The 25,050-nt window shown below is 38.2% G+C and carries 22 protein-coding genes; 6 read left to right on the top strand and 16 right to left on the bottom strand.

Annotated features, from left to right (window positions below; translation table 11 throughout):
• Window positions 1–111 precede the first annotated feature (111 nt).
• The 6 genes from mutL to ACE3RB_RS06725 all read left to right on the top strand — a co-directional run bounded on the left by mutL (window position 112) and on the right by ACE3RB_RS06725 (window position 5,492).
• Window positions 112–1,905 (top strand): DNA mismatch repair endonuclease MutL, encoded by a 1,794-nt coding sequence (mutL, locus tag ACE3RB_RS06750; protein ID WP_374463532.1) that lies wholly within the window; start codon window positions 112–114, stop codon window positions 1,903–1,905.
• Between the two features lie 5 nt (window positions 1,906–1,910).
• Window positions 1,911–2,639, top strand: coding sequence for a rhomboid family intramembrane serine protease (locus ACE3RB_RS06745; protein ID WP_002981910.1), 729 nt, complete (start codon window positions 1,911–1,913; stop codon window positions 2,637–2,639).
• Window positions 2,640–2,648: 9 nt separating this feature from the next.
• Window positions 2,649–3,638, top strand: a complete 990-nt coding sequence (locus tag ACE3RB_RS06740; RefSeq protein WP_374463531.1) for an endonuclease/exonuclease/phosphatase family protein — start codon at window positions 2,649–2,651, stop codon at window positions 3,636–3,638.
• Between the two features lie 75 nt (window positions 3,639–3,713).
• A complete protein-coding gene (locus ACE3RB_RS06735; RefSeq protein ID WP_374463530.1) occupies window positions 3,714–4,685 on the top strand; it encodes an endonuclease/exonuclease/phosphatase family protein in 972 nt (323 codons plus the stop codon).
• Window positions 4,686–4,689: 4 nt separating this feature from the next.
• Window positions 4,690–5,052, top strand: a complete 363-nt coding sequence (locus ACE3RB_RS06730; RefSeq protein ID WP_233333263.1) for a hypothetical protein — start codon at window positions 4,690–4,692, stop codon at window positions 5,050–5,052.
• Window positions 5,053–5,081: 29 nt separating this feature from the next.
• Window positions 5,082–5,492: a hypothetical protein gene (locus ACE3RB_RS06725; protein WP_374463529.1), complete on the top strand. Its 411-nt coding sequence runs from the start codon at window positions 5,082–5,084 to the stop codon at window positions 5,490–5,492.
• Between the two features lie 65 nt (window positions 5,493–5,557).
• Here the strand turns inward: ACE3RB_RS06725 and ACE3RB_RS06720 are convergent, their stop codons facing one another.
• The 16 genes from ACE3RB_RS06720 to rsmH all read right to left on the bottom strand — a co-directional run.
• A complete protein-coding gene (locus ACE3RB_RS06720; RefSeq protein ID WP_374463528.1) occupies window positions 5,558–7,072 on the bottom strand; it encodes a GH3 auxin-responsive promoter family protein in 1,515 nt (504 codons plus the stop codon).
• A 105-nt stretch (window positions 7,073–7,177) separates the two neighbouring features.
• Window positions 7,178–7,588, bottom strand: coding sequence for a BrxA/BrxB family bacilliredoxin (locus ACE3RB_RS06715; protein WP_002981903.1), 411 nt, complete (start codon window positions 7,586–7,588; stop codon window positions 7,178–7,180).
• A 454-nt stretch (window positions 7,589–8,042) separates the two neighbouring features.
• Window positions 8,043–8,489 carry a GatB/YqeY domain-containing protein gene (locus ACE3RB_RS06710; RefSeq protein WP_374463527.1) on the bottom strand — a complete coding sequence of 149 codons (447 nt, stop codon included), beginning with the start codon at window positions 8,487–8,489 and terminating at the stop codon, window positions 8,043–8,045.
• Between the two features lie 172 nt (window positions 8,490–8,661).
• Complete coding sequence (gene ftsZ, locus ACE3RB_RS06705) at window positions 8,662–10,569, bottom strand: cell division protein FtsZ (protein ID WP_374463526.1); 1,908 nt, start codon at window positions 10,567–10,569, stop codon at window positions 8,662–8,664.
• A 90-nt stretch (window positions 10,570–10,659) separates the two neighbouring features.
• Window positions 10,660–12,042 (bottom strand): cell division protein FtsA, encoded by a 1,383-nt coding sequence (gene ftsA / locus ACE3RB_RS06700; RefSeq protein ID WP_374463525.1) that lies wholly within the window; start codon window positions 12,040–12,042, stop codon window positions 10,660–10,662.
• A gap of 38 nt (window positions 12,043–12,080) precedes the next feature.
• Window positions 12,081–13,079: a cell division protein FtsQ/DivIB gene (locus ACE3RB_RS06695; protein WP_374463524.1), complete on the bottom strand. Its 999-nt coding sequence runs from the start codon at window positions 13,077–13,079 to the stop codon at window positions 12,081–12,083.
• Window positions 13,080–13,107: 28 nt separating this feature from the next.
• Complete coding sequence (gene murC / locus ACE3RB_RS06690) at window positions 13,108–14,466, bottom strand: UDP-N-acetylmuramate--L-alanine ligase (RefSeq protein WP_374463523.1); 1,359 nt, start codon at window positions 14,464–14,466, stop codon at window positions 13,108–13,110.
• 199 nt (window positions 14,467–14,665) lie between these two features.
• Window positions 14,666–14,959 carry a GIY-YIG nuclease family protein gene (locus tag ACE3RB_RS06685; RefSeq protein ID WP_374463522.1) on the bottom strand — a complete coding sequence of 98 codons (294 nt, stop codon included), beginning with the start codon at window positions 14,957–14,959 and terminating at the stop codon, window positions 14,666–14,668.
• Between the two features lie 102 nt (window positions 14,960–15,061).
• Window positions 15,062–16,156 carry an undecaprenyldiphospho-muramoylpentapeptide beta-N-acetylglucosaminyltransferase gene (murG, locus tag ACE3RB_RS06680; RefSeq protein ID WP_374463521.1) on the bottom strand — a complete coding sequence of 365 codons (1,095 nt, stop codon included), beginning with the start codon at window positions 16,154–16,156 and terminating at the stop codon, window positions 15,062–15,064.
• Between the two features lies 1 nt (window position 16,157).
• Window positions 16,158–17,411, bottom strand: a complete 1,254-nt coding sequence (locus tag ACE3RB_RS06675) for an FtsW/RodA/SpoVE family cell cycle protein (protein WP_374463520.1) — start codon at window positions 17,409–17,411, stop codon at window positions 16,158–16,160.
• A 69-nt stretch (window positions 17,412–17,480) separates the two neighbouring features.
• Window positions 17,481–18,806, bottom strand: a complete 1,326-nt coding sequence (murD, locus tag ACE3RB_RS06670; protein WP_374463519.1) for a UDP-N-acetylmuramoyl-L-alanine--D-glutamate ligase — start codon at window positions 18,804–18,806, stop codon at window positions 17,481–17,483.
• A gap of 86 nt (window positions 18,807–18,892) precedes the next feature.
• Window positions 18,893–20,134 (bottom strand): phospho-N-acetylmuramoyl-pentapeptide-transferase, encoded by a 1,242-nt coding sequence (gene mraY / locus ACE3RB_RS06665; RefSeq protein ID WP_002981893.1) that lies wholly within the window; start codon window positions 20,132–20,134, stop codon window positions 18,893–18,895.
• Between the two features lie 67 nt (window positions 20,135–20,201).
• The gene (locus ACE3RB_RS06660; protein ID WP_374463518.1) at window positions 20,202–21,662 is read right to left on the bottom strand and encodes a UDP-N-acetylmuramoyl-L-alanyl-D-glutamate--2,6-diaminopimelate ligase; all 1,461 of its coding nucleotides are present in this window, start codon (window positions 21,660–21,662) and stop codon (window positions 20,202–20,204) included.
• 57 nt (window positions 21,663–21,719) lie between these two features.
• Window positions 21,720–23,711, bottom strand: a complete 1,992-nt coding sequence (locus ACE3RB_RS06655; protein ID WP_374463517.1) for a penicillin-binding transpeptidase domain-containing protein — start codon at window positions 23,709–23,711, stop codon at window positions 21,720–21,722.
• Complete coding sequence (locus tag ACE3RB_RS06650; protein ID WP_002981890.1) at window positions 23,695–24,060, bottom strand: FtsL-like putative cell division protein; 366 nt, start codon at window positions 24,058–24,060, stop codon at window positions 23,695–23,697. The genes ACE3RB_RS06655 and ACE3RB_RS06650 overlap by 17 nt, the downstream gene beginning before the upstream one ends.
• Window positions 24,061–24,158: 98 nt before the next feature.
• Window positions 24,159–25,050 (bottom strand): 16S rRNA (cytosine(1402)-N(4))-methyltransferase RsmH (gene rsmH / locus ACE3RB_RS06645; RefSeq protein ID WP_374463516.1); only part of this gene is annotated, 892 nt, incomplete at its 5' end.

Here is a 25,050-nt window from a genome sequence, read left to right as displayed (position 1 = left end):
ATCAGTTGGGGATAAATAGGGAAAAATGTTGATAATTAAATATTAAATCACGTTTTTGGTATTTTAATTCCCGTTTTCATTGACTATTTTTGTAAGTTGATTTACGTTTTTATGTCAGATATTATTCAGCTTTTACCGGATCATGTAGCCAACCAGATTGCAGCAGGAGAGGTGGTGCAGAGGCCTGCATCCATCGTGAAGGAACTTTTGGAAAACGCTATTGATGCAGATGCAACGAAAATTGAACTGATCATCAGAGATGCCGGGAAAAACCTTATTCAGGTGGTAGATGATGGAAAAGGAATGTCTGAGACAGATGCCCGTATGGCTTTTGAAAGACATGCAACCTCCAAAATCAAAGGGACAGAAGATATCTTCAGGATTGCCACAAAAGGATTCCGTGGTGAAGCGCTGGCCTCTATTGCAGCGGTTTCACAGGTGGAGCTGAGAACGAAACAGAAAGATACTTCCATTGGAACCAATATTTATATTGAAGGAGGAGTTTTCCAGTTTCAGGATCCTGTTCAGACAGCAGACGGATCAAATTTTTTAGTGAAAAACCTTTTCTACAACGTTCCTGCAAGAAGGAAGTTTTTGAAAAATAATAATATTGAATTCAGACATGTTATTGATGAATTTCAGCGGGTTGCATTAGCTCATGAGAATCTGGAGTTTTCCCTGTTCCATGATGATGAAGCTGTTTTCAGGCTCAGAAAAGGAAGCCAGATGCAGCGTATTGTGGATGTTTTCGGCAGAAAGCTTCAGCCGCTACTGATTCCTATTAAAGAAGATATTATCTGGTGTAAGCTTCATGGATTTGTTGCCAAGCCTGAAGGTGCCAAGAAAGCAAGGGGTGAGCAATTCCTTTTTGTCAATGGAAGATATTTCAGAAGTCCGTACTTTAATAAAGCGGTACAGGAGGCTTTTGAAGGACTTCTGCAGCCCGGATATGTACCTTCGTTTTTCCTTTTCCTGGAACTGGATCCGGAAAAAATTGATGTCAATATCCATCCGCAGAAAACAGAAGTGAAGTTTGAAGATGAGCATCTTATCTTTGCCTTGCTCCGTTCAACGATCAAAAGATCTCTGGGAATTTACAATGTTTCTCCAAGTCTTGATTTCGACAGAGATCCGGAACTGGATGAAATGATGAATAAACCGATTCCCAGCAAAAGCAACAGCGGCGGAAGCAGAGGCGTTATTAAAATGCCTGAAATTATTGTAGATAAGGATTATAATCCGTTCCTGGAAGAAAAAAATGTAGTACATCCGGAAGAGATTCAGAACCTTACGGAAATGTATCATCAGAATATTACAGCAGAACCTTCAAAAATCAATTTATTTGAAGATGAAGATTTTGATGAAGATCTTATGAGGCTGCCAAACGGCTATTGGCTCTTTAACAAAGGAGATGTGACACTTATGCTTGATCTTGGAAGAATGCACAGGCTATTGATATCTGAAAGCAATAAATCTGTCAGAAAATCAAGCACAAACAGCCACGCCCTTCTTTTCTCTCTGGAGTATCATATGAATGAGATTGAGAAGACAAAATACAATGCGATAAAAAAATATCTTCCGGAATTAGGGTTTGACATGAAAATTGCTCATGAAAGTGTACTTCGTATAGATTCACTTCCTGAAGGGTTAAAGGAAACCCAGGCGATGAAGTTCCTGGAAAACCTTTTTGAGATCCTGGAATACAAGACAGAAGAGGAGTTCATGCAGTATTACCACAACCAGTGGAACAAAATGCAGTCGAAGTCAAGATTTGATTTTATCTATAAAAAAGATGCGGAACAGCTTATTAAAGATTTTACAGCATTAGGCTTCCCGGAATTTTTACCGGATGGCAAAAGATGCTTTTATGAAGTTCCGTTTAATGACTTTAAAAACAAATTTTAAAAATTATGTTTAACAATATACCGCCCATTACAAGGAATATTATTATCATCAATGTTGTAGTGTTTATTTTGACTTACTTCATGGGAAACCAGATGATTGGCTACCTTGCGGGCTTTTATCCTTTCTCACCATTTTTCCATTCATGGCAAATTATTACCCACATGTTCATGCATGGAAGTATTATGCATATTTTATTCAATATGATGACACTCTTTAGTTTTGGGCCAATTCTGGAACAGACATTAGGAGACAAAAAATATTTGCTTTTATATTTTGCAAGTGGCTTAGGTGCATTTTTCCTTTTTAATGCATGGAATTTTGTTGAGGTTCAACAACTTTCCCGTGAACTGGAGCAGTTAGGGTTCAATGTAAATGCTTATTTGTCCGGAGCAAGTGTTGAATTTGCAGGAAATACGAGCTCTGTTCTTAAACAGAAAGAATTACTGGAAAGCTTAAAAGCTATTGTTGCTACACCAATGGTAGGCGCTTCCGGTGCTATTTTCGGAGTGGTCGCCGCTTTTGCCACATTATATCCGGATGCAAAAATCGGGATTATGTTTATCCCTGTTCCTATGAAAGTAAAGTACCTGTTACCTGTTATTGTTGTGATTTCAATATATCTTGGGGTTTCAGGAAACGGCGGAGGAATTGCCCATCTGGCTCACGTAGGTGGCGCTCTGGTAGGATGGCTCTTGGCACTCAACTGGAAAAAACACCTGTACCGATTCAATTAAAATAATGTTGTGAAGATTTTCCGACTCATAGTATTGATTATCCACCTGGGAATTTTATTTCTATTGTTGGGTACCTTGTTGAATGCCTATGTGCCACCAAAGATTTTTCCCTGGTTTAATCTGCTTTCTTTAGGGTTTCCGGTACTTATTATCTTGTATCTCATTCTGACCATATTCTGGATATTCAGCTGGAAAAAAAGAGCGTTTGTATTTATGTTTGCTGGTTTGGCGTTTATAAATCCCGTAAAAAGATGGGTTAATTATTCTGATCAGAAAGGAACCACGGAGATAAAGGTTGTTTCTTTCAATACAAGAGCAGGCGGCAGAGGAAACAAAGAGATTGCACCATACCTGAAATCTCAGCACGCAGATGTTTTTCTTCTGCAGGAGGATGTAGGTAATGAATATCAGTTTGAAGGTTATCAGAAAGCAAATCCCGGAGGAGGGTTAACCATTCTGACCAGACATAAAATCATTAAACAGCAGATTATAGATCCACAGGATGAAGAGGTAAGAATTCCCGGTTTGCTCGCAGATATACAAATTAAAGGCAGAACGTATAGGTTTATTGATGTCTATCTCAATCCTTTTCGCTTTGACAAAGAGATGGTGAAACTTAATGGAAATACCGATGCCAACGAACAAAAAATAAAAGATGTTATTAAAAGGCTGATTCCCACTTTTAAAAAGCATCAGGAACAGGTTGATTTGATTCATGAAGCTATTGAAAATTCACCTTACCCTGTTATTCTTGCAGGTGATTTCAATTCTGTACCTAATTCTTATGAATATTATCATTTATCAGACGGGCTTGAAGATACATTTTTAACGGCTGGAAAAGGAAGTGCAACAAGTTTTCATGACTATAAATTTCCAATCAGGATCGACTATGTTTTTTCTTCAAAATCTTTAAAGGCAATATCTTACAAAGTTGACCGTTCTGTAAGTATTTCAGATCATTATCCTGTCATTGTAAAATTTTCTTCGGGAAATAAATAATCATAAAAATAGTTAAAATTTTTATGCTTGGTAGGATTTTTGTTGAAAGAAAACCGTACCAAGACCGTTTTTTTCATGAAGTCGAATCAGATATTACTATTTATACATATCGTTGTTGCTGTTTTGCTCTTATGCACATTGGGGAATGCATGGATTCCACCCAATATTCTGGGCAACCTGAATCTTCTGTCTCTTGGTTTTCCCTATCTGATTCTCGCCCATGTGATTCTTACCCTGATCTGGATCTTTAAAAAAGAAAAAATTGCAATAGCTTTTGCTTTAGGGACACTTATTTTCTATAACCCAATCAGACGATGGATCAACTTTTCTCCAAAAACAGAGAATTTAAAAACAATACGGGATATCAAGGTGTTGACTTTTAATGTGAAATACGGAGAATATGGCTGGGATAAAGTAAAAGACTATATCAAGGCGCAGGATGCCGATATTATTCTTGTGCAGGAAAAAGATACAAACCGTGTTATAAAACGTGATCTTATAAAATATCCGTCAGTTATTCTTAAAACGAAACATAAAATTGTAAGACAGGCAGAATTAATTGATGAGAAAGCGCGCGGAAATTCATTTTATGCTGATATAGATATCAATGGGAAAGTTGTCAGAATTATTAATGTGTACCTTGAGCCATTCAGACTTAATAAATCGATGTTTACAAAACTGGATGCATTAGGCCTTGGAAATGTTTCAACATTACTTTCTCATATGACTCCTACGTTTCAGGCTCATGAAGATCAGGTGAAAAGAATCAGAAAAATGGTTGACTTGTCGCCGTATCCTGTTATTCTGGCGGGAGATTTTAATTCAGTTCCCAATTCATATGAATATTATAACCTTGGGAAAGACCTTCAGGACGCATTCTTGGTAGCCGGAAAGGGTAGTGCCAGCAGTTTCCATGATTATAAGGTGCCTTTGAGAATTGATTATATTTTCAGTTCGAAATCAATTATTCCGCTAAGCTATAAAGTAGATCAGTCTGTGAAATTATCGGATCATTATCCTGTAATTGCAGAATTTCTGTTAAATTAGTTCCATGAAAAATTTACTGGCTGCAATTTTTATTTCTACTCTTTTTTTTACCGCTTGCTCCAAGAAAGAATCACCGGGATTCGGGGCTGAGCAGGAAGTTAAAATAAGTTATGATACCACTGCTGTTGACTCCTTTTCTACGGGAGCAGTTTCAGTGGATATTGCACGCAAAATAAGAATGTCTTCCCCACAGTATATTGATTCAGTAAAACAGGCTAAAAAACTTCAGGACGAAGAAAATAAAATTAAAGCCGAACTGGAAAAAGAAAACAAAGCAAAGCTGGAGGAGGAAAAGAAAAAGGCAGAGGCAGAAAAGAAGCAGAAGGCAACTGAAAAACCGGCTGCCCAGGAGACTAAATCAGAATAAATTCAAAAAACATTAAACAAATAAATAATATGAAAAAACAAATTTTCGCTGCAGTAGTGATCTCAGTATTCACGGTAGCATGTACAAAATCAACAACAAAAACAGAACAGGTAGAAAATCCTGACGGTTCAGTTACAACCACAACCACTACGGTTACAGAAACCCCTAATGGTGTGGATACAGCAAAGATCAACAATGCTAAAGAAGATGTAAAGACTAAAGTAGATGCAGCAGGGAATAAAATTGACGAGGCTGCTCAAAAGGCGAAAGATAAAATTGATGCCACTGCAGATAAGACCAAACAGGATCTTAACAAAGCAGGTCAGGACATTAAGGCTGAAGCTGATAAAGTAGGAAAAGATGCAAAAGAAGCAGCAAAAAAAGGAGCTTCAAAGGTAGAGGAAGCAGCGAAGAAAGTGAAAGAAGACTTAAGCAAATAAAAAATGAAAGCCGTCAGTGAGTGACGGCTTTTTTATTATGGAAAGGATGAAATGAACATTCTCCTTTATTTATTCATTTCCAGCAACGGATCAATATATTCTCTGTCATTGCTCAGTCGTGGTACCTTATTTTGTCCGCCAAGCTTTCCTTTAGCCTCCAGCCACTGATAGAAAAGGTTTTCTTTGGCGATATGTACAATAGGTCTTTTTAAAGTCATGTTATTGTACCTTTTTGCCTCATAATCTGAATTAATAGCTTTCAGATGCTTGTCAAAGGCATCTATAAAGTTGTCCAGATTATCCGGATGCTGGCTGAATTCAAAAATCCACTCATGGGCGCCGCCTTCATTTCCTTTCATAAAGACAGGAGCTCCAGTGAAATCGGTGATTTGTGCACCTGTAGCTTCACAGGCCTTTGAAAGAGCAGATTCTACATTGGTAATCATGAGTTCCTCTCCAAAAGCATTGATGTAGTGCTTTGTTCTTCCTGTTATTTTTATTCTGAAAGGGTTGGTTGAAGTAAAGACTACGGTGTCACCAATCAGGTATCTCCAAAGCCCTCCGTTGGTGGTAATGACCATGGCATAATTTTTCCCTACTTCCACGTCTTCCAGGCTTACGACCTTCGGATTTGAAAAATGGAACTGATCCATCGGGATAAATTCATAAAATATACCATAATCCAGCATCAGAAGCATCTCATCACTGTCTGATCTGTCCTGGATCCCGAAGAACCCTTCAGAAGCATTGTAAATTTCGTAGTAATTGATGTTTTTTCCGATGATCTGCCTGTATTGCTCCCTGTAGGGCTTGAAGCTGATTCCGCCGTGAAAAAACACCTCCAGATTAGGCCATAGCTCGGAAATACTTCCTACATTGGTTTCCTTCAATACTCTTTGCAGAAGAACCATCATCCAGCTTGGTACGCCAAGGATACTTCCAACGTCTTCATTTTTAACTTCGGAAGTGATCGCTTTCAGCTTGCTTTCCCATTCTCCCATCAGAGAAACCTTCTTGCTGGGAGTTGTGGTAATCTCTACCCAGAACGGAAGGTTATCAATTAAAATAGCAGATAAATCTCCAAATTTGGTGTTGAAATCTGCATACAGCTCAGAGCTGCCGCCTAAACGTAAATTTTTATAGTTAAAAAGCTGGTTTTCCGGATGATTGTTGGCATAAATGGAAACCATGTCCTTTCCTGCCTTCATGTGGCAGTACTCAAGGCTTTCAGCAGAGATGGGAATAAACTTGCTCCTGGCATTTGTTGTGCCGGATGACTTGGCAAAATGCTTGATGAGGCCTGGCCAGCTTACGTCCTTATGTCCTTGTCTTGCTTTTTCAATATAAGGTTCCATTTCTTCATAAGTGACAATGGGAACTTTATTTTTAAAATCCTGATAGCTCGATATAGAATTGAATCCGTATAATTTACCATATTCCGTGTCCTCTGCATGAAACAGCTGGGAGAAGAGTATCCCTTTTTGTGTTTCAATGGGATGGTCCATGAAATTCTGTATCTGATCAATCCTTTGACGGATAAACCAGTTGACTACGGTATTGAAAAGTGCTTTGGTTGCCATTCCAACAAATATAATGATATTTGAATTTTCAGAAAATTTTTTACGTGATTAAATAAAAAAACCGTTACAAAATTTGTAACGGTTTGATATTTAGTTTATTGTTTATTAACAATACTCATCGTATGCAGCCTGAAGGTTAGCAGCAATAGCACCTGCAGGGTTTCCTTCAATGTGATGTCTTTCTAACATGTGGACCAATTCACCATCTTTGAAAAGCGCTACACATGGAGAACTTGGAGGGAATGGTGCAAGGTGTTTTCTTGCTTCCACCACAGCCTCAGTATCATATCCTGCGAATACGGTTGTTAAATGATCTGGTTTTTTATCTCCAGTTAAAGAGTATACTACTCCTGGTCTTGCCGCACCTGCAGCACAACCACATACGGAGTTGATTACCAATAATGTGGTTCCGGATTGCTTCAAAGCTTCTTCTACCTGAGCCGGAGTTGTTAAATCCTGGAAACCTTTATCTGTAAGCTCTGCCTTCATAGGCATTACTAAATCTGTTGGATACATATATTTTGTTTTTTATCTCTACAAAGTTAAGCAATTCTTTGCGTTTGTTCAATATATAAAAACTATCAGTCGTTTAGTCATATAAAATTAATGAAATATTAATAATGTAATAATATTCAAAAAAAAGTGAATTAAGACTAGGAATAATGAAATATTATTATTAAATTTGAAATGATTCTGAAAAACAAACGACCGTGAAAAAACATTTAGAAGCTTTCCCTCAAGCAATCAACCACTTAAACACTGTCTGAAATATGGTAGTATTTTAACACTTTTTTCAGTTTAGAATCAAACTGACTGATAAACTTTAATATCCAAAGAAATGAAGCCCTGAACCGAACAGTTCAGGGCTTCTTTAATCAAATCGATATGCAAAGGTTGTATATCCTATAGTTATGGTGTGAAGTATACTGTCTGGCTTCAGAATAAACTCTGAATCAAACGCACATCACGATTAAGAAAGGAGCTTTTTAGCCATCTCGGAAATACTTTTTCCGTCAGATTTTCCGGCTAGCGCTTTTGATGCCACTCCCATTACCTTCCCTAAATCTTTGACAGATTCAGCTCCGGTTTCAGAAATAATGTTTCTCATTTCTGTTTCCAGTTCTTCAGCAGAAAGCTGTTTCGGTAAAAACTGCTCAATAACTTTCATTTGAGCATCTTCCACTTCAGCAAGGTCATTTCTTCCCTGTGCCGTAAACTGGTCGTAAGAATCCTTACGCTGTTTTACCATTCTCTGAAGAATAGCAATTTCCTGTTCTGCTGTTACTTCAGCTCCTACGGCCTCAGTTTTAAGCAGTAATATCTGAGATTTTACAGCACGCAGAGAATCTAAAGCCACTTTGTCTTTAGCCCTCATTGCTGTTTTTATAGCTTCGTTTATTGTATTTTCTAAACTCATCGTTATTATGATTTGAAAATTTTAAAATGAAATAATTTGAAAATGATAAAGGTAATGGTAAATGATTGAGCTTTATAATATTAATTAAAATAATCAGCCAATACACCGAATTCCTAATTTCTAACAATTGGTTAATTTTCAAATTCTCAAATTATTTCATTCTCAAGTTAATTTAGTCTACGTCTTTATTCAAAAACCTGTTTTCTCTGATCTGCATGGAACCGTTGTTATCAGACAGGTATGTATTGATATTCTGGTCCGATGCATTGTTTCCGTCGATCGAAATATTTTTTCTTTTGAAAGCAGGGATAGATTCAAATTCACTGGTGCTGTCAAAGCTTTGATAGCGGGAGTTGAATTCTTTTAATTTATTTCTTCTTTCGATAACTCTTTCCTGATCGATCGTTTTATTCACAAAAGTGAATTCTGATTCTTCAGTTTTCGGAGTTTCAGTTTTGTTTTCAAAAGCTGGTTTTGTTTCAGCCTTAGGCTCTTCCTGTTTCTGATAGAATGTTTCAATCTTTTGAGCAGGTTCAGCTACAGCAGCGTTTGTTGGAGTATTAAATTCCGCTTTTGGCTGTCCGAAATCCGTATTTGGTTCGTTTCTGACAGGCTCATTTACAAAGAAACTGAATTCAACTGGTTTTTCCTCTGAAAAAGAGCTTGTAAGGGGAGCTCCGGATTGTGGCTCATCTTTTTTGTTTTCAAAATCAAATGAGAAAGACTGGATCTCAAGATCGTTAGGGTCATCATGCTCTTCATCAATGGAAAATAAGCTGTATTCTTCTTCTCCGCCTTCTTCATTTCTCCAGTTCTGCTCCGGAGTATTTACCGTATCTTCTTCTTTATCAAAGAATTTTATTTCAGTTCTTGGCTGTTCTTCTTCAATGATCATTTTTTTTTCAGTAGACTTCACATTGAAAGAGATGTCGTGGTCTTCGTCATCCAGCCTGAAAAGGTTTTTTCCTCCAAAATCGTGTGTCGTTTCTGTTGCAGACTCTCTTTCTTCTCTTGTTTTGAAAGGAGAATTTTTCGGAGCCTCTAAACTGTCATTAAGACTGATTCTGATTTTCTCTGTAGGACCAGCAAATTTTTTATTATCGTTAGAGAATCCTGTTGCGATAACAAGAACACTTACCGCATCTCCCAATTCTTCATCAGCACCTACCCCGAAAATAATATCAGCTGTGTTTCCTGCCTCTTTCTGGATATGGTCCATGATCACACCGATTTCATCCATGGTAACTTCTTCAGCACCACTTCTGATCAATAAAAGAACGTTTTTCGCTCCTGTGATCTTATTGTCGTTCAGCAACGGAGAGTCTAATGCCTTTCTTACTGCTTCTTCCGCTTTATTTTCACCTGAAGCAATCCCTGTAGACATCAATGCCGTACCTGAATTCTGAAGTACAGATTTAGCGTCTCTGAAGTCAATGTTTACATCAAAGTAACCTGTAATAACTTCTGCCATCCCTTTGGCAGCATTGGTTAATACTTCATCGGCTTTTGAGAATCCCTGTTTGAATCCAAGGTTTCCGAACTGCTGTCTCAGTTTATCATTGTTGATCACAATAAGCGAGTCAACATTGTTTCTTAATTTATCAAGCCCGTTTTCTGCCTGCTCTAGTCTTCTTTTCCCTTCAAAACTGAAAGGAACGGTAACAATACCTACGGTCAGAATACCCATGTCTTTTGCTACTTTAGCAATGACAGGAGCAGCTCCGGTACCTGTACCACCACCCATTCCGGCAGTGATGAACACCATTTTTGTGTTCTGCCCCATAGCGGCTTTGATATCTTCAATACTTTCGATGGCTGATTTCTCACCAACTTCAGGATCGGCACCTGCTCCAAGACCTTCTGTGATAGAAGTTCCCAACTGAACTTTATTGGCTACCGGGTTATTATCTAAAGTCTGGGCATCTGTATTACAGATCACGAAATCAACACCGTGAATACCTTTCTCGTACATATGCTTCAGAGCGTTGTTTCCACCGCCCCCTACACCGATTACTTTTATAATGGATGAATTTCCTTTTGGTAAATCAAATGAAAATCCTTGTGAACCTATATTTTCCATAACTATACTTTTTACAATTATAATTGGTCATTGATTAATGATAATGGATAAGGAAAGATCGTTTATCGCTTATCACTCATCATTTATAATTTACTCTACTTCTTCAAAGAATTTTTTTACTTTTTCCATAAGCGACTGCCCGAAGGTTAACTTCGCTTTTCTGTTTTCCTGTCTTTCATTTTCAGAATGCTGCTCCATGACCGGGGCTGCCTGCTGAACAGGTTGAACGGCTTCTGTCTGTGCTGCAGTAACTTCCGGTTTTGGCTGTTCAGTGACAACTTCTGTTATTTCATCAATATTCTGCTTTTTGTCCCTGATCTTTAAGCTTTCCATCAGCAATCCGATAGATGTAGCAAATTCAGGGCCTTTCAGATACTGATTTTTATCGTTGGCGATATATTCATTCGCAAAACCGATTCTGCTGTCAAAACCTGTGGTATAATTGGCAAGCTGACGAAGGTGTTTTAAATTTGATCCCCCGCCGGTAAGCACGATTCCTGCAATAAGCTTTTTCTTTTGCTCAAAAGCACCATATGCTTTCAGCTCCGTATTTACCATTTCAAGAACTTCTTCTACTCTTGCATTGATGATCTGCGCCAGAGTTTTTAAAGAAATTTCTTTGTCCGGTCTTCCGTGAAGACCCGGAATTGTTACAAAAGTACTGTCTTTTTCCAATTCGGGAACAGCCGAACCAAATTTTACTTTCAGTTGTTCTGCATGTTTCTCTATGATGGAGCATCCTTCTTTGATATCTTCGGTAATAATTCCGCCCCCGTATGGAATTACGCAGGTATGGCGGATGATATTATCTTTGAAGATCGCAATATCGGTTGTACCACCACCAATGTCAACAATTGCCACACCGGCTTCTTTTTCTTCTTTTGTAAGGACCGCTTCTGAAGAGGCCAATGGCTCTAAAGTAAGGGCTTCCATTTCTAATCCGGCTTCACGAACGCATCTTGCAATGTTTCTGATGCTTCCCATCTGACCCACTACAACGTGGAAGTTGGCTTCTAAACGCTTACCATGCATTCCGACAGGTTCCTGAATTTCCCCCTCGGAATCCACTTTATATTCTTGAGGAAGTACGTGGATAATTTCTTCTCCGGGAAGCATAACCAGCTTTTTTACCTGATCTTTTAATGCTTCAATGTCGTCGTCTGTAATAAATTTATCAGGATGTTCACGCATAATATAATCGGAGTGCTGCAGAGAACGGATGTGTTTTCCTGCAATACCTACCGTGACTTTGCGGATAGGAACTCCGGCACTGGATTGTGCTTCGGATACTGCAGCCTTGATTGAATTAATGGTCTGTGAAATATTATTCACAATACCTTTATGAACACCAAGACTTTTAGCTTTTCCTACACCGAGAACTTCTATTTTCCCGTGTGCATTCCTTCTTCCGACAATCGCGACTATCTTCGTTGTCCCGATGTCCAGACCTACTGAATACTCTTGATTTTCCATTTTATATCGATTTGATTTTTTCTACTTTTCCCTTTTTTCTATAAGGATATTCTCCTATTTGTGTATAATTGTCCTTTCGGATTTATTCTATTTTTACTTTTGTGTGCCTTGACGGGGGGCTTTTTTTCTGCTTTTTTCGTTTCCTTTGTATGTGTTTTCGGTTTTGTACTCTCTTGCGGTCTTACCGGGGGTGAGCTGGTCTTTTTTGCTTCCGCTGTTTTGGGCTTAACCTCCGTCTTTTTGGCTGCAGCTACGGTAGGCGCTTTTGCCAGTTCCATTTTTCCAGCTTTTAAAATACTGTCATTTTCTTTAAAATACGGGTTTAAAGTGGTGACAATCTGATTCTGGTATTTCACAGAAACCATGCTGTACTTCTGAGGATCCTGATACACCAGGTATTTCTCCACAAAGGTTTTGAATCCTTTTACTTTAAAATCAATATTATCAAGATCTCCGATTTCTACTCTGTAGTTGCCTTCACTTGTAAGCAGGCTGTAGCTGTCTTTATTTTTTGAGATTCCGATAAAATATTTCTTACTGAAATCATCTTTGTCAATCTTTTCTACCAGCTCCGCCAGCTTTTCATATTCATCCGGTTGTACATTTCCTGTGACCAGCATACAAGGATGCGAATAGGTTCTTGAGATCGGGAATTCAATACCTTTTTCATCCACATAGAAGTCTTTTCCATCTTTATTCAATCTGAAAACCGGAACTCTCTGTTTGATATCCAGGTTCAGTTTTCCGTTCAGGTTCAGATAAACATTGGCACTGTCTACCGCCGGTAAGGAATTAATCTTTTTTTCTAAAGCAGGAATATTAAGATCTCCAACTTTTCCTGACGGGTTTTCTTTTTTTACAATCTCCCTGATGTCTTTTTCATCCACAAAATACACCGGTGTTTTTTCACTCATCTTTACAGAAATCTTATTGTCTGTAATCTGCTCACGGCTGAATCTCCTCAATGAGAAGCTCAGTAAAAATCCTAAGATAATTACAGTGACAACAATTTTTAATATTCTGTATTTATTTTTCATATTTTTCTTCGCGAACGCAGCGCTTACATCAAACTTTTTGTATCCATTCACAAATAGGATCATACAGGGTATCTATATTTCCTGCCCCTACCGTAAGGAGGATATCAAAATCTTTTTCTTTTATTTTTTCAAAAGCATCGGATAAAGCCGATACCTCTTTTTTATCTAATGTTACTTTTTCCAACAGCCAGTCTGAAGTAATTCCTTCAAAATTTTCCTGCAGTTCTCTTGCAGGATAAATATCAAGAAGGATAAGTTCATCTGCCTTGCTTAAGCTTTCCGCAAAGCCGTCTGCGAAATCTCTTGTTCTGCTGAAAAGGTGTGGCTGGAAGGCTACCAGAAGTTTTTTGTCAGGGTAAAATGTTCTGATTGAGCTCATTACAGCATTGATTTCTGTAGGATGGTGAGCGTAATCATCAATATAAATTTTACCGTTCTGATAAATATGTTTGGTATATCTTCTTTTAATTCCCTTAAAATTGGCAATTGCTTTTTTCAGCGTATCAAAATCTGCTCCTAAATTATGCAGAATAGCCAGTGCTGCAGTAGCATTTTCCACATTATGGATACCAGGAATTTCCCAGACAAAATCTTTTACTGTTTCAGTTGGGGTATGGAAATCAAAATAGATTTTATCATGATCCATACGTAGGTTGTCTGAGTAATAATCTGCAGGCTCATTGACTGCATAAGTCTGATGTCCTCTGCCGATTTCCAGTCCTTTTCTTACAAAAAGCTGACGGTCTTGAGGTACTAAGGCTGCAAACTGTCTGAATCCTTCTTCAATGTGGTTTTTATCTCCATAGATATCCAGGTGGTCGGCATCTGTAGAGGTAACCACTGCCCAGTCCGGAGAAAGGTTCAGGAAGCTTCTGTCGTATTCATCTGCTTCAACTACTGAATAAGTGGAACCATTGTACAGAAAGTTGGATTTAAAGTTTTCAGAAATGCCCCCTAAAAAGCATGAGAAAGGAAGGTTTGCTTCTTTGCATAAATGGGCAACAAGGGTAGACGTTGTTGTCTTTCCATGAGTGCCTGCAATGGCAATACAGTCTGTATTTTCTGTAATTAATCCTAAAACCTTAGCTCGTTTCAATACTTCAAACTGATTTTGGTTGAAGTAATCCAATATTCCGAGTGTTTTGATGGCCGGAGTGTAGATGACCAATGTATCTTCTTTCTGAAGGGAAGTTATCCTTTCATCAATAAGGTCTTCAAAAACAATATCAATGCCTTCATTCATCAGGTTCTGAGTAAGTTTGGTATTGGTTTTATCATATCCCAATACTTTTTTTCCGGATGCGTTGAAATAACGTGCCAGTGCGCTCATCCCGATACCTCCGATCCCGACGAAGTAAAAAGTCTGATATGTTTGTAAAATGTTCATTTATATTTTAATCTTTAATAACTTCTGAAACAGCTCAGAGTTTTATTACTAATATTTTATAAAGGCATTAATCAACTAACATCCATGCCCCGTTAATAAATTATATTTTAGCGGTGTGACCCCCTTCGACAAGCTCAGGGTGACAGCTCTAATACTAACTGTTTTATTTTACTCATGTCAGGCTGAGCTTGTCGAAGCCCTAATCTTTCATCCTATTTTTTGATAACAAGGGTAATAAATCCCAGTTATTATTTATTATTGCTTCCTTCTTTTTCCTACTCCAGCCTTTAACTTGTTTTTCAAAGCTTATAGCTTGATTAACATCATTAAACTCATGGTAGAAAACAAGTTCTACAGGTTTTCTTGTATACGTGTAACTTTCAGGATTTAATCCGTCATTATGTTCGTTAATTCTTCTTTCCAAATCATTGGTAAAGCCTGTATAGTAAGAATTATCGGAACATTTTACAATGTATACATAATATATTTTCATTCATTTGTGTTTGCTTACTGGCCCTTCGACAAGCTCAGGGTGACAGTTCTAATACTAGCTGTTTTATTTTACTAATGTCAGGCTGAGCTTGTCGAAGCCTTTCTATTTTATCACATTAAATATTTCATCTACAATCTCTTTCGCCGCATTTGGCTTGGCAAAATATTTCAGATTGTCAGACATTTCTTTTCTCATATTTTCATTTTCGCAGATTTCTGATAATGTATTCCAGAATTTTTCCTGCATTTCAGAGTCTTTTACCATTCTGGCTGCGTTCTTTTCTACCAGATTCATGGCGTTTTTGGTTTGATGGTCTTCCGCTGCAAAAGGGAAAGGTACCAAAAGCACCGGTTTCTGTGCTACAGCCAGCTCTGAAATGGCAATAGCTCCGGCTCTGGAAACAATAATATCAGCGGCAGAATAAGCCAGTTCCATGTCTTTAATAAATTCTTTCAGATGAATTGAAGCTGGGAGCTGAAGGCTGGATGATAATTCGTTGTAATCCAGTTTTCCTGTTTGCCAAATTAACTGATACCCTTTTTCTTTCAGATTTTCAAGGTTTTCTTTCCATGCATTATTTAATGTTCTGGATCCTAAAGAACCACCTACTGAAAGAATGGTAAGTTTGTCTTTATCCAGTCCCATTTTCTCTTTTGCCTGAGCGGTTTCCTGCATTCCTGAAATAATAGTTGAACGAATCGGATTTCCCAGGAATTTTATTTTCTCTGCGGGAAAGCCGTCTACTTTAGGATAAGCAGTGAAGACTGCTTTAGCTTTCTTGCTGAGGATTTTATTGGTAACTCCTGCGTGAGCATTTTGTTCCTGAATGAAAATCGGAATTCCCATTTTACTGGCTTCATAAAGAGCGGGTCCGCTGGCAAATCCTCCAGTTCCTACAGCAAAGTCAGGCGCGAAGTTTTTGATAATCCTTTTAGATTTTGATAAGCTTTTCAGAATCTTGAAAGGGAGTCCCAGGTTGGATAGCAGATTTCCTCTATCGATTCCGGCAATATCAATTCCCTCAATTTTATAGCCTGCCTGGGGAACTTTTTCCATTTCCATTTTCCCGTTGGCACCAATGAACAAAAATTCTGCATCAGGAAATCTTTTTCGGATCTCATCTGCAATAGCGATGGCAGGAAAGATATGTCCTCCCGTTCCTCCGCCTGATAATAATATTCTTAATTTTTTGTCCATTTTAAGCGATATCGTTTATTTCTGCTATACTTTGTTTTTTGCCCATTCCTTCTTCGTCATAAATCTGGATCCTTGAGCTTATATTTAAAATAATACCTAACTGTAAATAGGTTACCAGCATTGAGGTTCCCCCATAACTGATCAAAGGCAGCGGCTGTCCTGTTACAGGAATCAGGTTTACTGCAACGGCTATGTTTACCGAAAGCTGAATAAAGATCATTACCCCGAGACTGAGCACGAGCAACGATCCGAAAAATGCCGGCATCTTGCTGGCGATCATGACGATCCTGATCATCATAATCAGGTATAAACTGATCAGAAAGGCTGCGCCTATCAGCCCATATTCTTCTACAATGACTGCGAAAATAAAGTCAGAAGCAGATTGCGGAAGCATTTGTTTCAATGCACTTTTTCCTGGTCCCATTCCGGTAATTCCGCCATGCACAATGGCTGCTTTGGCCTGCATTACCTGGTAATTTTTCGCTTTTACACTTTCATCGTCCACATCGGCTGTTTTGGCTTTGCTGGATGTAAATGTTTCAATACGGCTCATCCATGTGTGGACACGATTTCCTCCAATAAGGTTGGTATTTAAAGCAATCAATAAGAAGAATACGATGGCTACAAATGATGCGGAAATAAATCCTGCAATGTATTTCCAGTGAAGCTGTCCTATCACAAGAACAATCACAGAAACCATTAAAATCATTAACGCCGTGGAACCGTTATCTTTGGCTACCAACACAAAAACAAGCAGGATAGGTCCGAAGATATACATGATATTCTCTATCGGAAGTCTTTCTCTTGTAATTTTTTTGGTTAAATATCTGCACAGATAGATGATTAACATTAAAAAGGCAAATGATGAAGGCTGGAAGGAGATCGGTGTTCCGGGAATTTTCAGCCATCTGGAAGCACTGGCTCCGTCAATGGTCTGGCCTGTAAACATCGTAACCACTAATAGGACAATCATCAGGCCGAGCAGAATGCTGCTGAGCTTTCCGATGTATTCATATTTTACGGTTCCTACCAGTCTCATAATACCCAAACCTAAGACTACAAAGAACATATGTTTGATAACGTGGCCTGTTGTGGTCCCGTTATTGACAATGTATTCGAGATTTGAACTCGCAGAGTATACAGGGAAAATAGAGAAGATGGAAATCACAAGGATGACCATCCAAAGTACTTTATCGCCCTTTAGAAATTCAAATCTGCTTTCTGTGTTCTGTTCGTCCATAATTATTGTATTCATGTACTGATGTAAAAATGTATTGATGAAATTGATGAATTAATACGTTAATACATTAATACTTTTACATTTTTACTTTAATACCTGTTGTTTAAACTGGCGTCCTCTGTCTTCGTAGCTTTTGAACAGGTCAAAGCTTGCACAGCATGGAGACAGTAAAACGGTATCACCTTTTTTAGCCAGTGATTTTGAAATTCTCACTGCTTCTTCCATGCTTGAAGTGTCATAAATAAATTCTTTTTTATCTTTAAAGAAATCTATGATCTTCTTATTATCAACTCCAAGGCAGACAATTGCCTTTACTTTTCTTTTAACTAAATCCTCAATTTCGGTGTAGTCATTTCCTTTATCTAATCCACCGACAATCCATACGGTTGGTGTTTTCATGCTTTCCAAGGCATAGTAGGTAGCGTTCACGTTGGTAGCCTTACTGTCGTTGATGTATTTTACTCCATCAATTTCAGTAACAAATTCTAATCTGTGTTCAACGGCCTGAAAGGTCATCAATGAATGTCTGATGCTTTCATTGTTGATTTCCAATATCTTACCGGCAATTGATGCGGCTAAACTGTTGGCTACGTTATGATTTCCTAACAAAGACAATTCATCAACTTTCATTGAGAATTCGTCTTTCATTTTTACCACAATTTCATCTTCATTCACAAAACCTCCTTCCTGTAATTTCTCTTTTGTTGAGAAAGGAATCATTTTTGCCTTTATCTCAAGCTTTTCAAGGAGATTTTTACTCATTTCATCATCTTTGTTATAGATGAAGAAATTATCATTTTCCTGATTTTCAGTGATTCTGAATTTTGCCAGTGCATACTCTTCATAGTTGTAGTTGTACTGATCCAGGTGATCCTGGGACAGATTCAGCAATAAAGAGATATAAGGTCTGAAATTCTGAATATCATCCAGCTGGAAAGAGCTTACTTCCAGTACATAATATTCATGGTTTTCATCTGCAACCTGCTTGGCAAAGCTATAGCCGATATTTCCTCCTAAACCTACATTTAATCCGTCATTTTTAAGGATATAATAGATCAGGGAAGTTGTAGTTGTTTTTCCGTTGCTTCCGGTAATGGCAATAATTTTTGCATCTGTAAATTCAGAAGCAAATTCAATTTCAGAGGAAAGTCTGATTCCTTTTTCATGAATTTTATTAATAATCTCTGCCTTTTTCGGAATTCCCGGGCTTTTTACGATCCAGTCAGCATTTAAAATTCTTTCTTCATCGTGATTTCCTTCTTCAAATTCAATTTCATTATCGGTAAGGAACTGCTTATAGTTATCCTTAATGGCTCCTTTATCTGAAAGAAATACTTCCAGACCTTTCTTTTTAGCCAAATAAGCAGCGCCGCATCCGCTTTCTCCACCTCCTAAAACAACTATTTTCATATTCATTCTTTTGTAAAATGTAAAATGTAAAACGTACAATGTATCTGGTGTCTCTTTACATTAATACTTTTTACTTTTTACAAAATTTATCTCATTTTTAATGTGATCAGACATACAATAGCCAATATTACTCCGATGATGATCATCCGGTTCACGATTTTGCTTTCGTGGAATCCTTCTTTCTGATAATGATGGTGTAACGGTGACATCTTGAAGAGTCTGTTATTTTGGGCGTATTCCAGCCCGTATTTTCTTTTTCTGTATTTGAAAACAACTACCTGAAGCATTACAGAAAGGTTTTCAATTAAGAATATTCCGCATAATACCGGAATCAATAATTCTTTTCTTAAAATAATGGCCAAAACGGCAATGACTCCTCCAAGCATCAAGCTTCCCGTATCTCCCATGAAAACCTGTGCAGGATAGGTATTGTACCAGAAGAAGCCAATTACAGCCCCTACCATTGCCACGGCAAAAATGGTGGTTTCCCCCATGTTCGGCAGGAACATGATATTGAGGTAATCTGCAAAGATGATATTCCCGGAAAGGTAAGCGAAAAGAGCCAGCGTAAGCAGTATAATGGTACTTGTCCCTGCAGCAAGGCCATCAATCCCGTCTGTAATATTGGCTCCGTTCGAAACGGCTGTTACAATGAAGATTACGATAGGAATAAAGACAACCCATGCCCACTCATGGGCATCTTTGTCATTCATCCAAAATAAAATTCCGCTGTAGTCGAATTCATTATTTTTTGCAAAAGGAACGGTGGAAACGGTAATTTTCTCTGTAGGCATAAAGTTTTGCTCTACATTGTTTCTGTTAACCACCTTGGCATCTGCATATTTTCTTTTAACGGTGATGTCCGGGTGGAAGTACATTGTAATTCCGACAATTAGCCCTAATCCGACCTGGCCTACAATTTTAAATTTACCACTTAAGCCGTCTTTATTTTTTTTGATTTTCTTTAAATAATCATCAAGGAAACCGATTGCTCCCATCCATAACATTGAAACCAGCAGAAGGACAATATAAACATTGGTAATCCTTGTAAACAGCAATACCGGAATAATGGTTGCCAGAATAATGATAAGCCCTCCCATGGTAGGAGTGCCTTCTTTCTGTTTCTGCCCATCCAGTCCAAGATCACGTACCAATTCACCCATTTGTTTTGTTCTCAGGTAATTAATGACTCTTTTTCCGTAGACAAGAGCAATAATCAGAGAGAATAGTACAGCCATTCCGGCACGGAAGGAAATGTATTTCAGCATTCCTAATCCCGGAACGTGAATTCCATGGTTGGTTAGATATTCGTATAGATAGTATAGCATAGTTTCAATTGTTAATAAATAATCATTGATAATTGATGAGCGTTACGTACCAATTATCATTTGTAATTTATTTGCTCATTAATTTCCAGAGCTCATTAATTACTTCTTTGTCATCAAAATGATGTTTCACACCATTGATCTCCTGATAGGTTTCGTGGCCTTTCCCGGCAACCAAAACGATATCTTTAGGTTCTGCAAATTTTATCGCCATTTTTATGGCTTCTTTTCTGTCCGGAATTGAAGTGTATTTGCTGAAGTTCTGTGGTTCCACGCCTGCTTCAATTTCTTTGATGATCTGTGCCGGATCTTCCGTTCTCGGATTGTCTGAAGTGATGATTGCCAAGGTGGATTTTTTAGTGGCAATATTTCCCATCTCAGGCCTTTTGGAATGATCTCTGTCTCCTCCGCAGCCGAACACGGTGATTAATCTTTCATTTTTCGTTCTGATATCGTTGATGCTGTCCAGGATGTTTTCCAATGCATCCGGAGTATGCGCATAATCTACGATAAAGAATATTCCCCCATCAGATTTGAAGGTTTCAAATCTTCCGGAAACTCTTTTTAACTTACTGATGGCCTGAAGAATTTCATCCTGTTCAAAACCTAGTTCAGCAGCAATTCCAAAGACAAGAAGCAAGTTGTATACATTGAATTTCCCGGTTAATGTCGTCCAGAATTCTTTTCCGTTGAAATTCAGCAGCATTCCGTTGAAATCCACTTCTAAAAGTTTTCCGTGATAATCTGCCATGGTTTTCAGAGCATAAGACTTCTTTTTAGCCTTTGTATTCTGAAGCATGACATTGCCATTCTTATCATCCACATTGGTGATAGCAATAGCTGTATCTTCTAATTCGTCAAAGAATCTTTTTTTCGTTTTTAAATATTCTTCGAATGTTTTATGATAATCTAAATGATCATGAGTAAGGTTGGTGAAACCAGCCACTTTGAAGTGCAATCCTTCAATCCTGTTCTGGGCAATCCCGTGTGAGCTTACTTCCATGAAAGCAAATTCACATCCTTTTTCTACGGCTTCAGCTAAAATCCTGTTGATGGTAATCACATCAGGCGTAGTGTGGGTTGCCGGTATAATTTCTTCACCGATTCTGATTTCAACAGTAGAAAGTAAGGCAGCAGGATAGCCCAGGTTTTTGAAAACATCAAAAAGAAGGGTAGAAACAGAAGTTTTTCCGTTAGTTCCCGTAACTCCTATCAGTTTCAGTTTCTGAGAAGGGTTTCCATAGTAATTGGAAGCGAGGTGTCCTAAGGCTTTAGATGAATCTTTTACCAGGATATATGTTACATTTTCTGCCAATGTTTCAGGGAGTTCTTCGCAAACAACTGCTGCAGCTCCTTTTTCAATAGCAGATGTGATGAATGAGTGGCCATCCACTACTGTTCCTCTCATTGCAACATATAGAGAGCCTTCTGTAACTTTTCTGCTGTCGATCACCAATTCAGTAACTTCACGGGTGTTATCTCCGTGAATTTCCAGTACTGGGATTCTGTTTACTATTTCTGTTATAATCATCTTTATCAATAAGGCTTTGCCTTATTTTGTTTTAAATTGCCCTTTCGGGCTTGTTTCTTAATTCTGCAGAGATAAATAAATTCTCTGGTTTTTACTGATCGTTGTGCCTTCCAGAGGGAATTGTTCTTTAATTCTTCCTACTCCTTTATAGTCGACACGGTAGCCTAAGTTTTCCAATTGCGGGATCACATTTTTCCCTATTAATCCTACTACATTAGGCATCTGTTTATCGTTTACTGCTATTTTGACATTAGGTTCCACCATTTTGCTCAGGTTTACCTTTTTGTCTACCAGCATTTCTTTTTCAATATTCTGCGGCGTCTTCAGGAATGTTTTTCCCGCAATTTCTTTAAACACCGGTGCTGAAACAGAACCTCCGTAAAACCCTTTTGCCGTATTCGGTTCACTGATCATTACATAACAGGTGTATTTGGGTGCGTCTGCCGGATAGAAGCCTGCGAATGATGCACGGTATTTCATAGGGCCGGGCAGCCAGTACTCAAATCTTGCCGTTCCTGTTTTCCCTGCCATTTTCAGGTTAGGTGTAAAAATGCTTCGTCCTGTTCCTTTTTCTACAGCTTTGGTTAAAGCACTGGTCATCATTTTAATGGCTTTTTCAGAGGCCATTTTGTTGACCATTACTTCCGGTTTTGCCTGATACATCACTTTTCCGTCTTTCATGATTTTATCAATGAATAGAGGCTTAAGCATTTTTCCTCCGTTAGCAACCCCATTGTAGAATGTTGTTAATTGAAGCAGGTTGATATTGGAAGAATATCCGTACGAAATAGAGGCAAGGGTTGCTGCGTTCCATCTTTTGTTTTCCGGAGTAACAATTTTTGGTTTTGTAATACCGGGAAGTTCGATGTCCATTTTGTCGAATAATTTCCAGCGTTTCAGGTGATCAAGGAAAATCTGTGGTTTATCCGCATAATATTTTGTGATCAGCTTCGAAGTTCCTACGTTGCTTGATTTGGCTAAAACATCACTGATATCATATGTTCCTCCACCATGACCGTCAGAAATTCTCTGCTTTGCATACACCCATACTCCGTTTCCTACATTTACAGTGGTATTTTCATCAATAAATCCGTCATCCATTGCTGCCAGCAGGGAAATGGTTTTAAAGGTAGATCCGGGTTCAATATTATCTTTCAGGGCATAGTTGTAAGAATCTTCATAATCACCAGACTCAGTTCTTCTTAAATTAACAAGAGCACGTACTTTTCCGGTTTCAACTTCCATGACGATAACGGTACCGTGTTTTGCTTCAAAATTAATTAACTGCTTCTCAAGAGCCGAGTGTGCAATGTCCTGAATTCTAAGGTCTAAAGTGGTGTAAACATCTTCACCATCTACCGGTTCCTGAACTTTCCAGAAATCAATCGGTTTCCACTGGGAAGAGTTAATTCTTTGTTCCAGTCTTTTTCCGTCAGTACCTGTCAGATATTTTGAAAAAGCACCTTCCAGTCCGGATTTAAGCTCGCCGTTATCCATACCGATGGTGCCGGCTCCGATTTCTGAAGTAGCCAGTTCTCTTTTATAGTTCCGGTCAACGATAAATCCTCCTTTATTTTTACCTCTTTTGAAGATCGGGAACTTTCTGATTCTGTCATACTGGTCAAAATCAAGCCCTTTTACCAAAGTGTAGTACTGGTTTTTCTTTTTCTTCTGCTCGTCAAACTTCTGTCTGAATTCACTTCTCGGTTTCCCGAACATTTTACTCAGGGAATCAGTCAATGCTCCGATGTTGTTGGAGTACACTGTATCTTTCATCGTCTTGAAGTCAAGATAAATGTCATAACGCATTACAGTTGTAGCGAGGATAGAACCGTCGGAAGCAAAAAGATTACCGCGGGCAGCCTTTAAAGTGGCTTCACGATAGTTTTTATTAATGTAATCATCTTTAATTTCCTGGACATTGGTATTCTGAAGGATCACAATCCTTGCCAAGAACATAACAAACACGCACAAAGCTACCACTGCAAAGAGGTAGCCCCATCGTAACGTTTTTTTACGTTTATTGTCGTATTCATTTTGCTTTTGCATCTGTACTATCCAGTTTTATTAGCAATTTGTGAGGGTGATTTTCCAGGGTCATTAATGAATCCCGTGCAACCTCTTTCCCCAGCTCTGATTCCATTTTTACTTTGATCAGCTTACTTTGAGCGTAAGCATTTCTCGATTTATATTCTTCTGTTTCTTCCTTTAAGGCGTTTACAATTTTAATTTTTTTATTGACGAGATGGTTGGTATAAATCATGGCCATCATCAGAACAAACAGCAGGAGAAAATACTTGTAATGTATTTTGATCTCATCACGGTTCAGAAAGTTTCCTTTTATAATGTCTATAAAAGTGAGTCTTTTCTGGGGGCGATTTGTTGTTCTCTTTGCCAATTTATTATGTCAATTTGCTTTGCAGTGAATTTACTTTGTATCAATAGTTAATTTTATTTGCTTAATGATTCACTATTGACGATTCACTCATTCACATTTTATACTTTAATTCCTGTTCTCATCTTGGCGCTTCTGGCTCTTGAGTTTTCTTCGATCTCTTTGTCATCAGGGATGATCGCTTTACTCTTGACCAATTCGAATGCCTTTTTATAATTTCCGTAGATATCTCTTTCCGGCTCTCCCTCGAACATTCCGTTTTTCAGGAATCTTTTCACCAGGCGGTCTTCCAGAGAGTGGTAGGAAATAACGACTAATCTTCCTTCAGGTTTCAAAACATTGTAAGCCTGAACCAGCATTTCTTTCAATACTTCAAGCTCCTGGTTCACCTCAATTCTTATCGCCTGAAAAAGCTGTGCATAGAATTTATTAACCTTGTGAGGCGGAATGTAGCTGAACAATTTTTTCAGATCTTCCGTAGTTTCTATACTTTTTGTTTTTCTGTGATGAACAATTTCTCTCGCCAGCTTTCTTGCTTCTCTTAATTCTCCATAGTGATAAAAAAGATCGGCAAGCTCTTCTTCTTCATATTCATTGATTACTCTTTTGGCATCAAGATTCTGCATTACATTCATTCTCATGTCCAAAGGAGCATTACTTCTTGTTGAGAAGCCTCTGTCTGCCTCATCAAACTGATGGGAAGACACCCCTAAGTCTGCCAGAACACCGTCTACCTGTGATACACCATACATCAGCAATGAGTTTTCCAGGAATCTGAAATTCTGATTAACCAATGTAAAACGCGGATCATCAATTGTATTTTTAAGTGCATCCAGATCCTGATCAAAACTGAACAATCTTCCTTTATCGGAAAGCCGGCTCAGGATTTCTCTTGAATGGCCTCCTCCTCCAAAGGTGCAGTCCACGTATATTCCGTCAGGATTCGTCACCAAATCATCAACACTCTGCTTCAACAAAACGGGGTTATGATAC

Source organism: Chryseobacterium sp. (assembly GCF_041914225.1).
GTDB lineage: Bacteria > Bacteroidota > Bacteroidia > Flavobacteriales > Weeksellaceae > Chryseobacterium.
Note: the sequence above shows the minus strand (reverse complement) of the source record. Positions and strands in the feature narration are given on the sequence as shown.

Bases quoted from the DNA above. Each gene is read 5' to 3' on its own strand.
- ftsZ (WP_374463526.1), bottom strand. From the start codon at position 10,569: ATGGAAAATATAGGTTCACAAGGATTTTCATTTGATTTACCAAAAGGA.
- mutL (WP_374463532.1), top strand. From the start codon at position 112: ATGTCAGATATTATTCAGCTTTTACCGGATCATGTAGCCAACCAGATT.
- murG (WP_374463521.1), bottom strand. From the start codon at position 16,156: ATGGACAAAAAATTAAGAATATTATTATCAGGCGGAGGAACGGGAGGA.
- ACE3RB_RS06725 (WP_374463529.1), top strand. From the start codon at position 5,082: ATGAAAAAACAAATTTTCGCTGCAGTAGTGATCTCAGTATTCACGGTA.
- ACE3RB_RS06655 (WP_374463517.1), bottom strand. From the start codon at position 23,711: ATGCAAAAGCAAAATGAATACGACAATAAACGTAAAAAAACGTTACGA.
- ACE3RB_RS06730 (WP_233333263.1), top strand. From the start codon at position 4,690: ATGAAAAATTTACTGGCTGCAATTTTTATTTCTACTCTTTTTTTTACC.
- ACE3RB_RS06685 (WP_374463522.1), bottom strand. From the start codon at position 14,959: ATGAAAATATATTATGTATACATTGTAAAATGTTCCGATAATTCTTAC.
- murD (WP_374463519.1), bottom strand. From the start codon at position 18,806: ATGAAAATAGTTGTTTTAGGAGGTGGAGAAAGCGGATGCGGCGCTGCT.
- ACE3RB_RS06715 (WP_002981903.1), bottom strand. From the start codon at position 7,588: ATGTATCCAACAGATTTAGTAATGCCTATGAAGGCAGAGCTTACAGAT.
- ACE3RB_RS06660 (WP_374463518.1), bottom strand. From the start codon at position 21,662: ATGATTATAACAGAAATAGTAAACAGAATCCCAGTACTGGAAATTCAC.
- ftsA (WP_374463525.1), bottom strand. From the start codon at position 12,042: ATGGAAAATCAAGAGTATTCAGTAGGTCTGGACATCGGGACAACGAAG.
- murC (WP_374463523.1), bottom strand. From the start codon at position 14,466: ATGAACATTTTACAAACATATCAGACTTTTTACTTCGTCGGGATCGGA.
- ACE3RB_RS06710 (WP_374463527.1), bottom strand. From the start codon at position 8,489: ATGAGTTTAGAAAATACAATAAACGAAGCTATAAAAACAGCAATGAGG.
- ACE3RB_RS06720 (WP_374463528.1), bottom strand. From the start codon at position 7,072: ATGGCAACCAAAGCACTTTTCAATACCGTAGTCAACTGGTTTATCCGT.
- mraY (WP_002981893.1), bottom strand. From the start codon at position 20,134: ATGCTATACTATCTATACGAATATCTAACCAACCATGGAATTCACGTT.
- ACE3RB_RS06735 (WP_374463530.1), top strand. From the start codon at position 3,714: ATGAAGTCGAATCAGATATTACTATTTATACATATCGTTGTTGCTGTT.
- ACE3RB_RS06695 (WP_374463524.1), bottom strand. From the start codon at position 13,079: ATGAAAAATAAATACAGAATATTAAAAATTGTTGTCACTGTAATTATC.
- ACE3RB_RS06745 (WP_002981910.1), top strand. From the start codon at position 1,911: ATGTTTAACAATATACCGCCCATTACAAGGAATATTATTATCATCAAT.
- ACE3RB_RS06675 (WP_374463520.1), bottom strand. From the start codon at position 17,411: ATGAATACAATAATTATGGACGAACAGAACACAGAAAGCAGATTTGAA.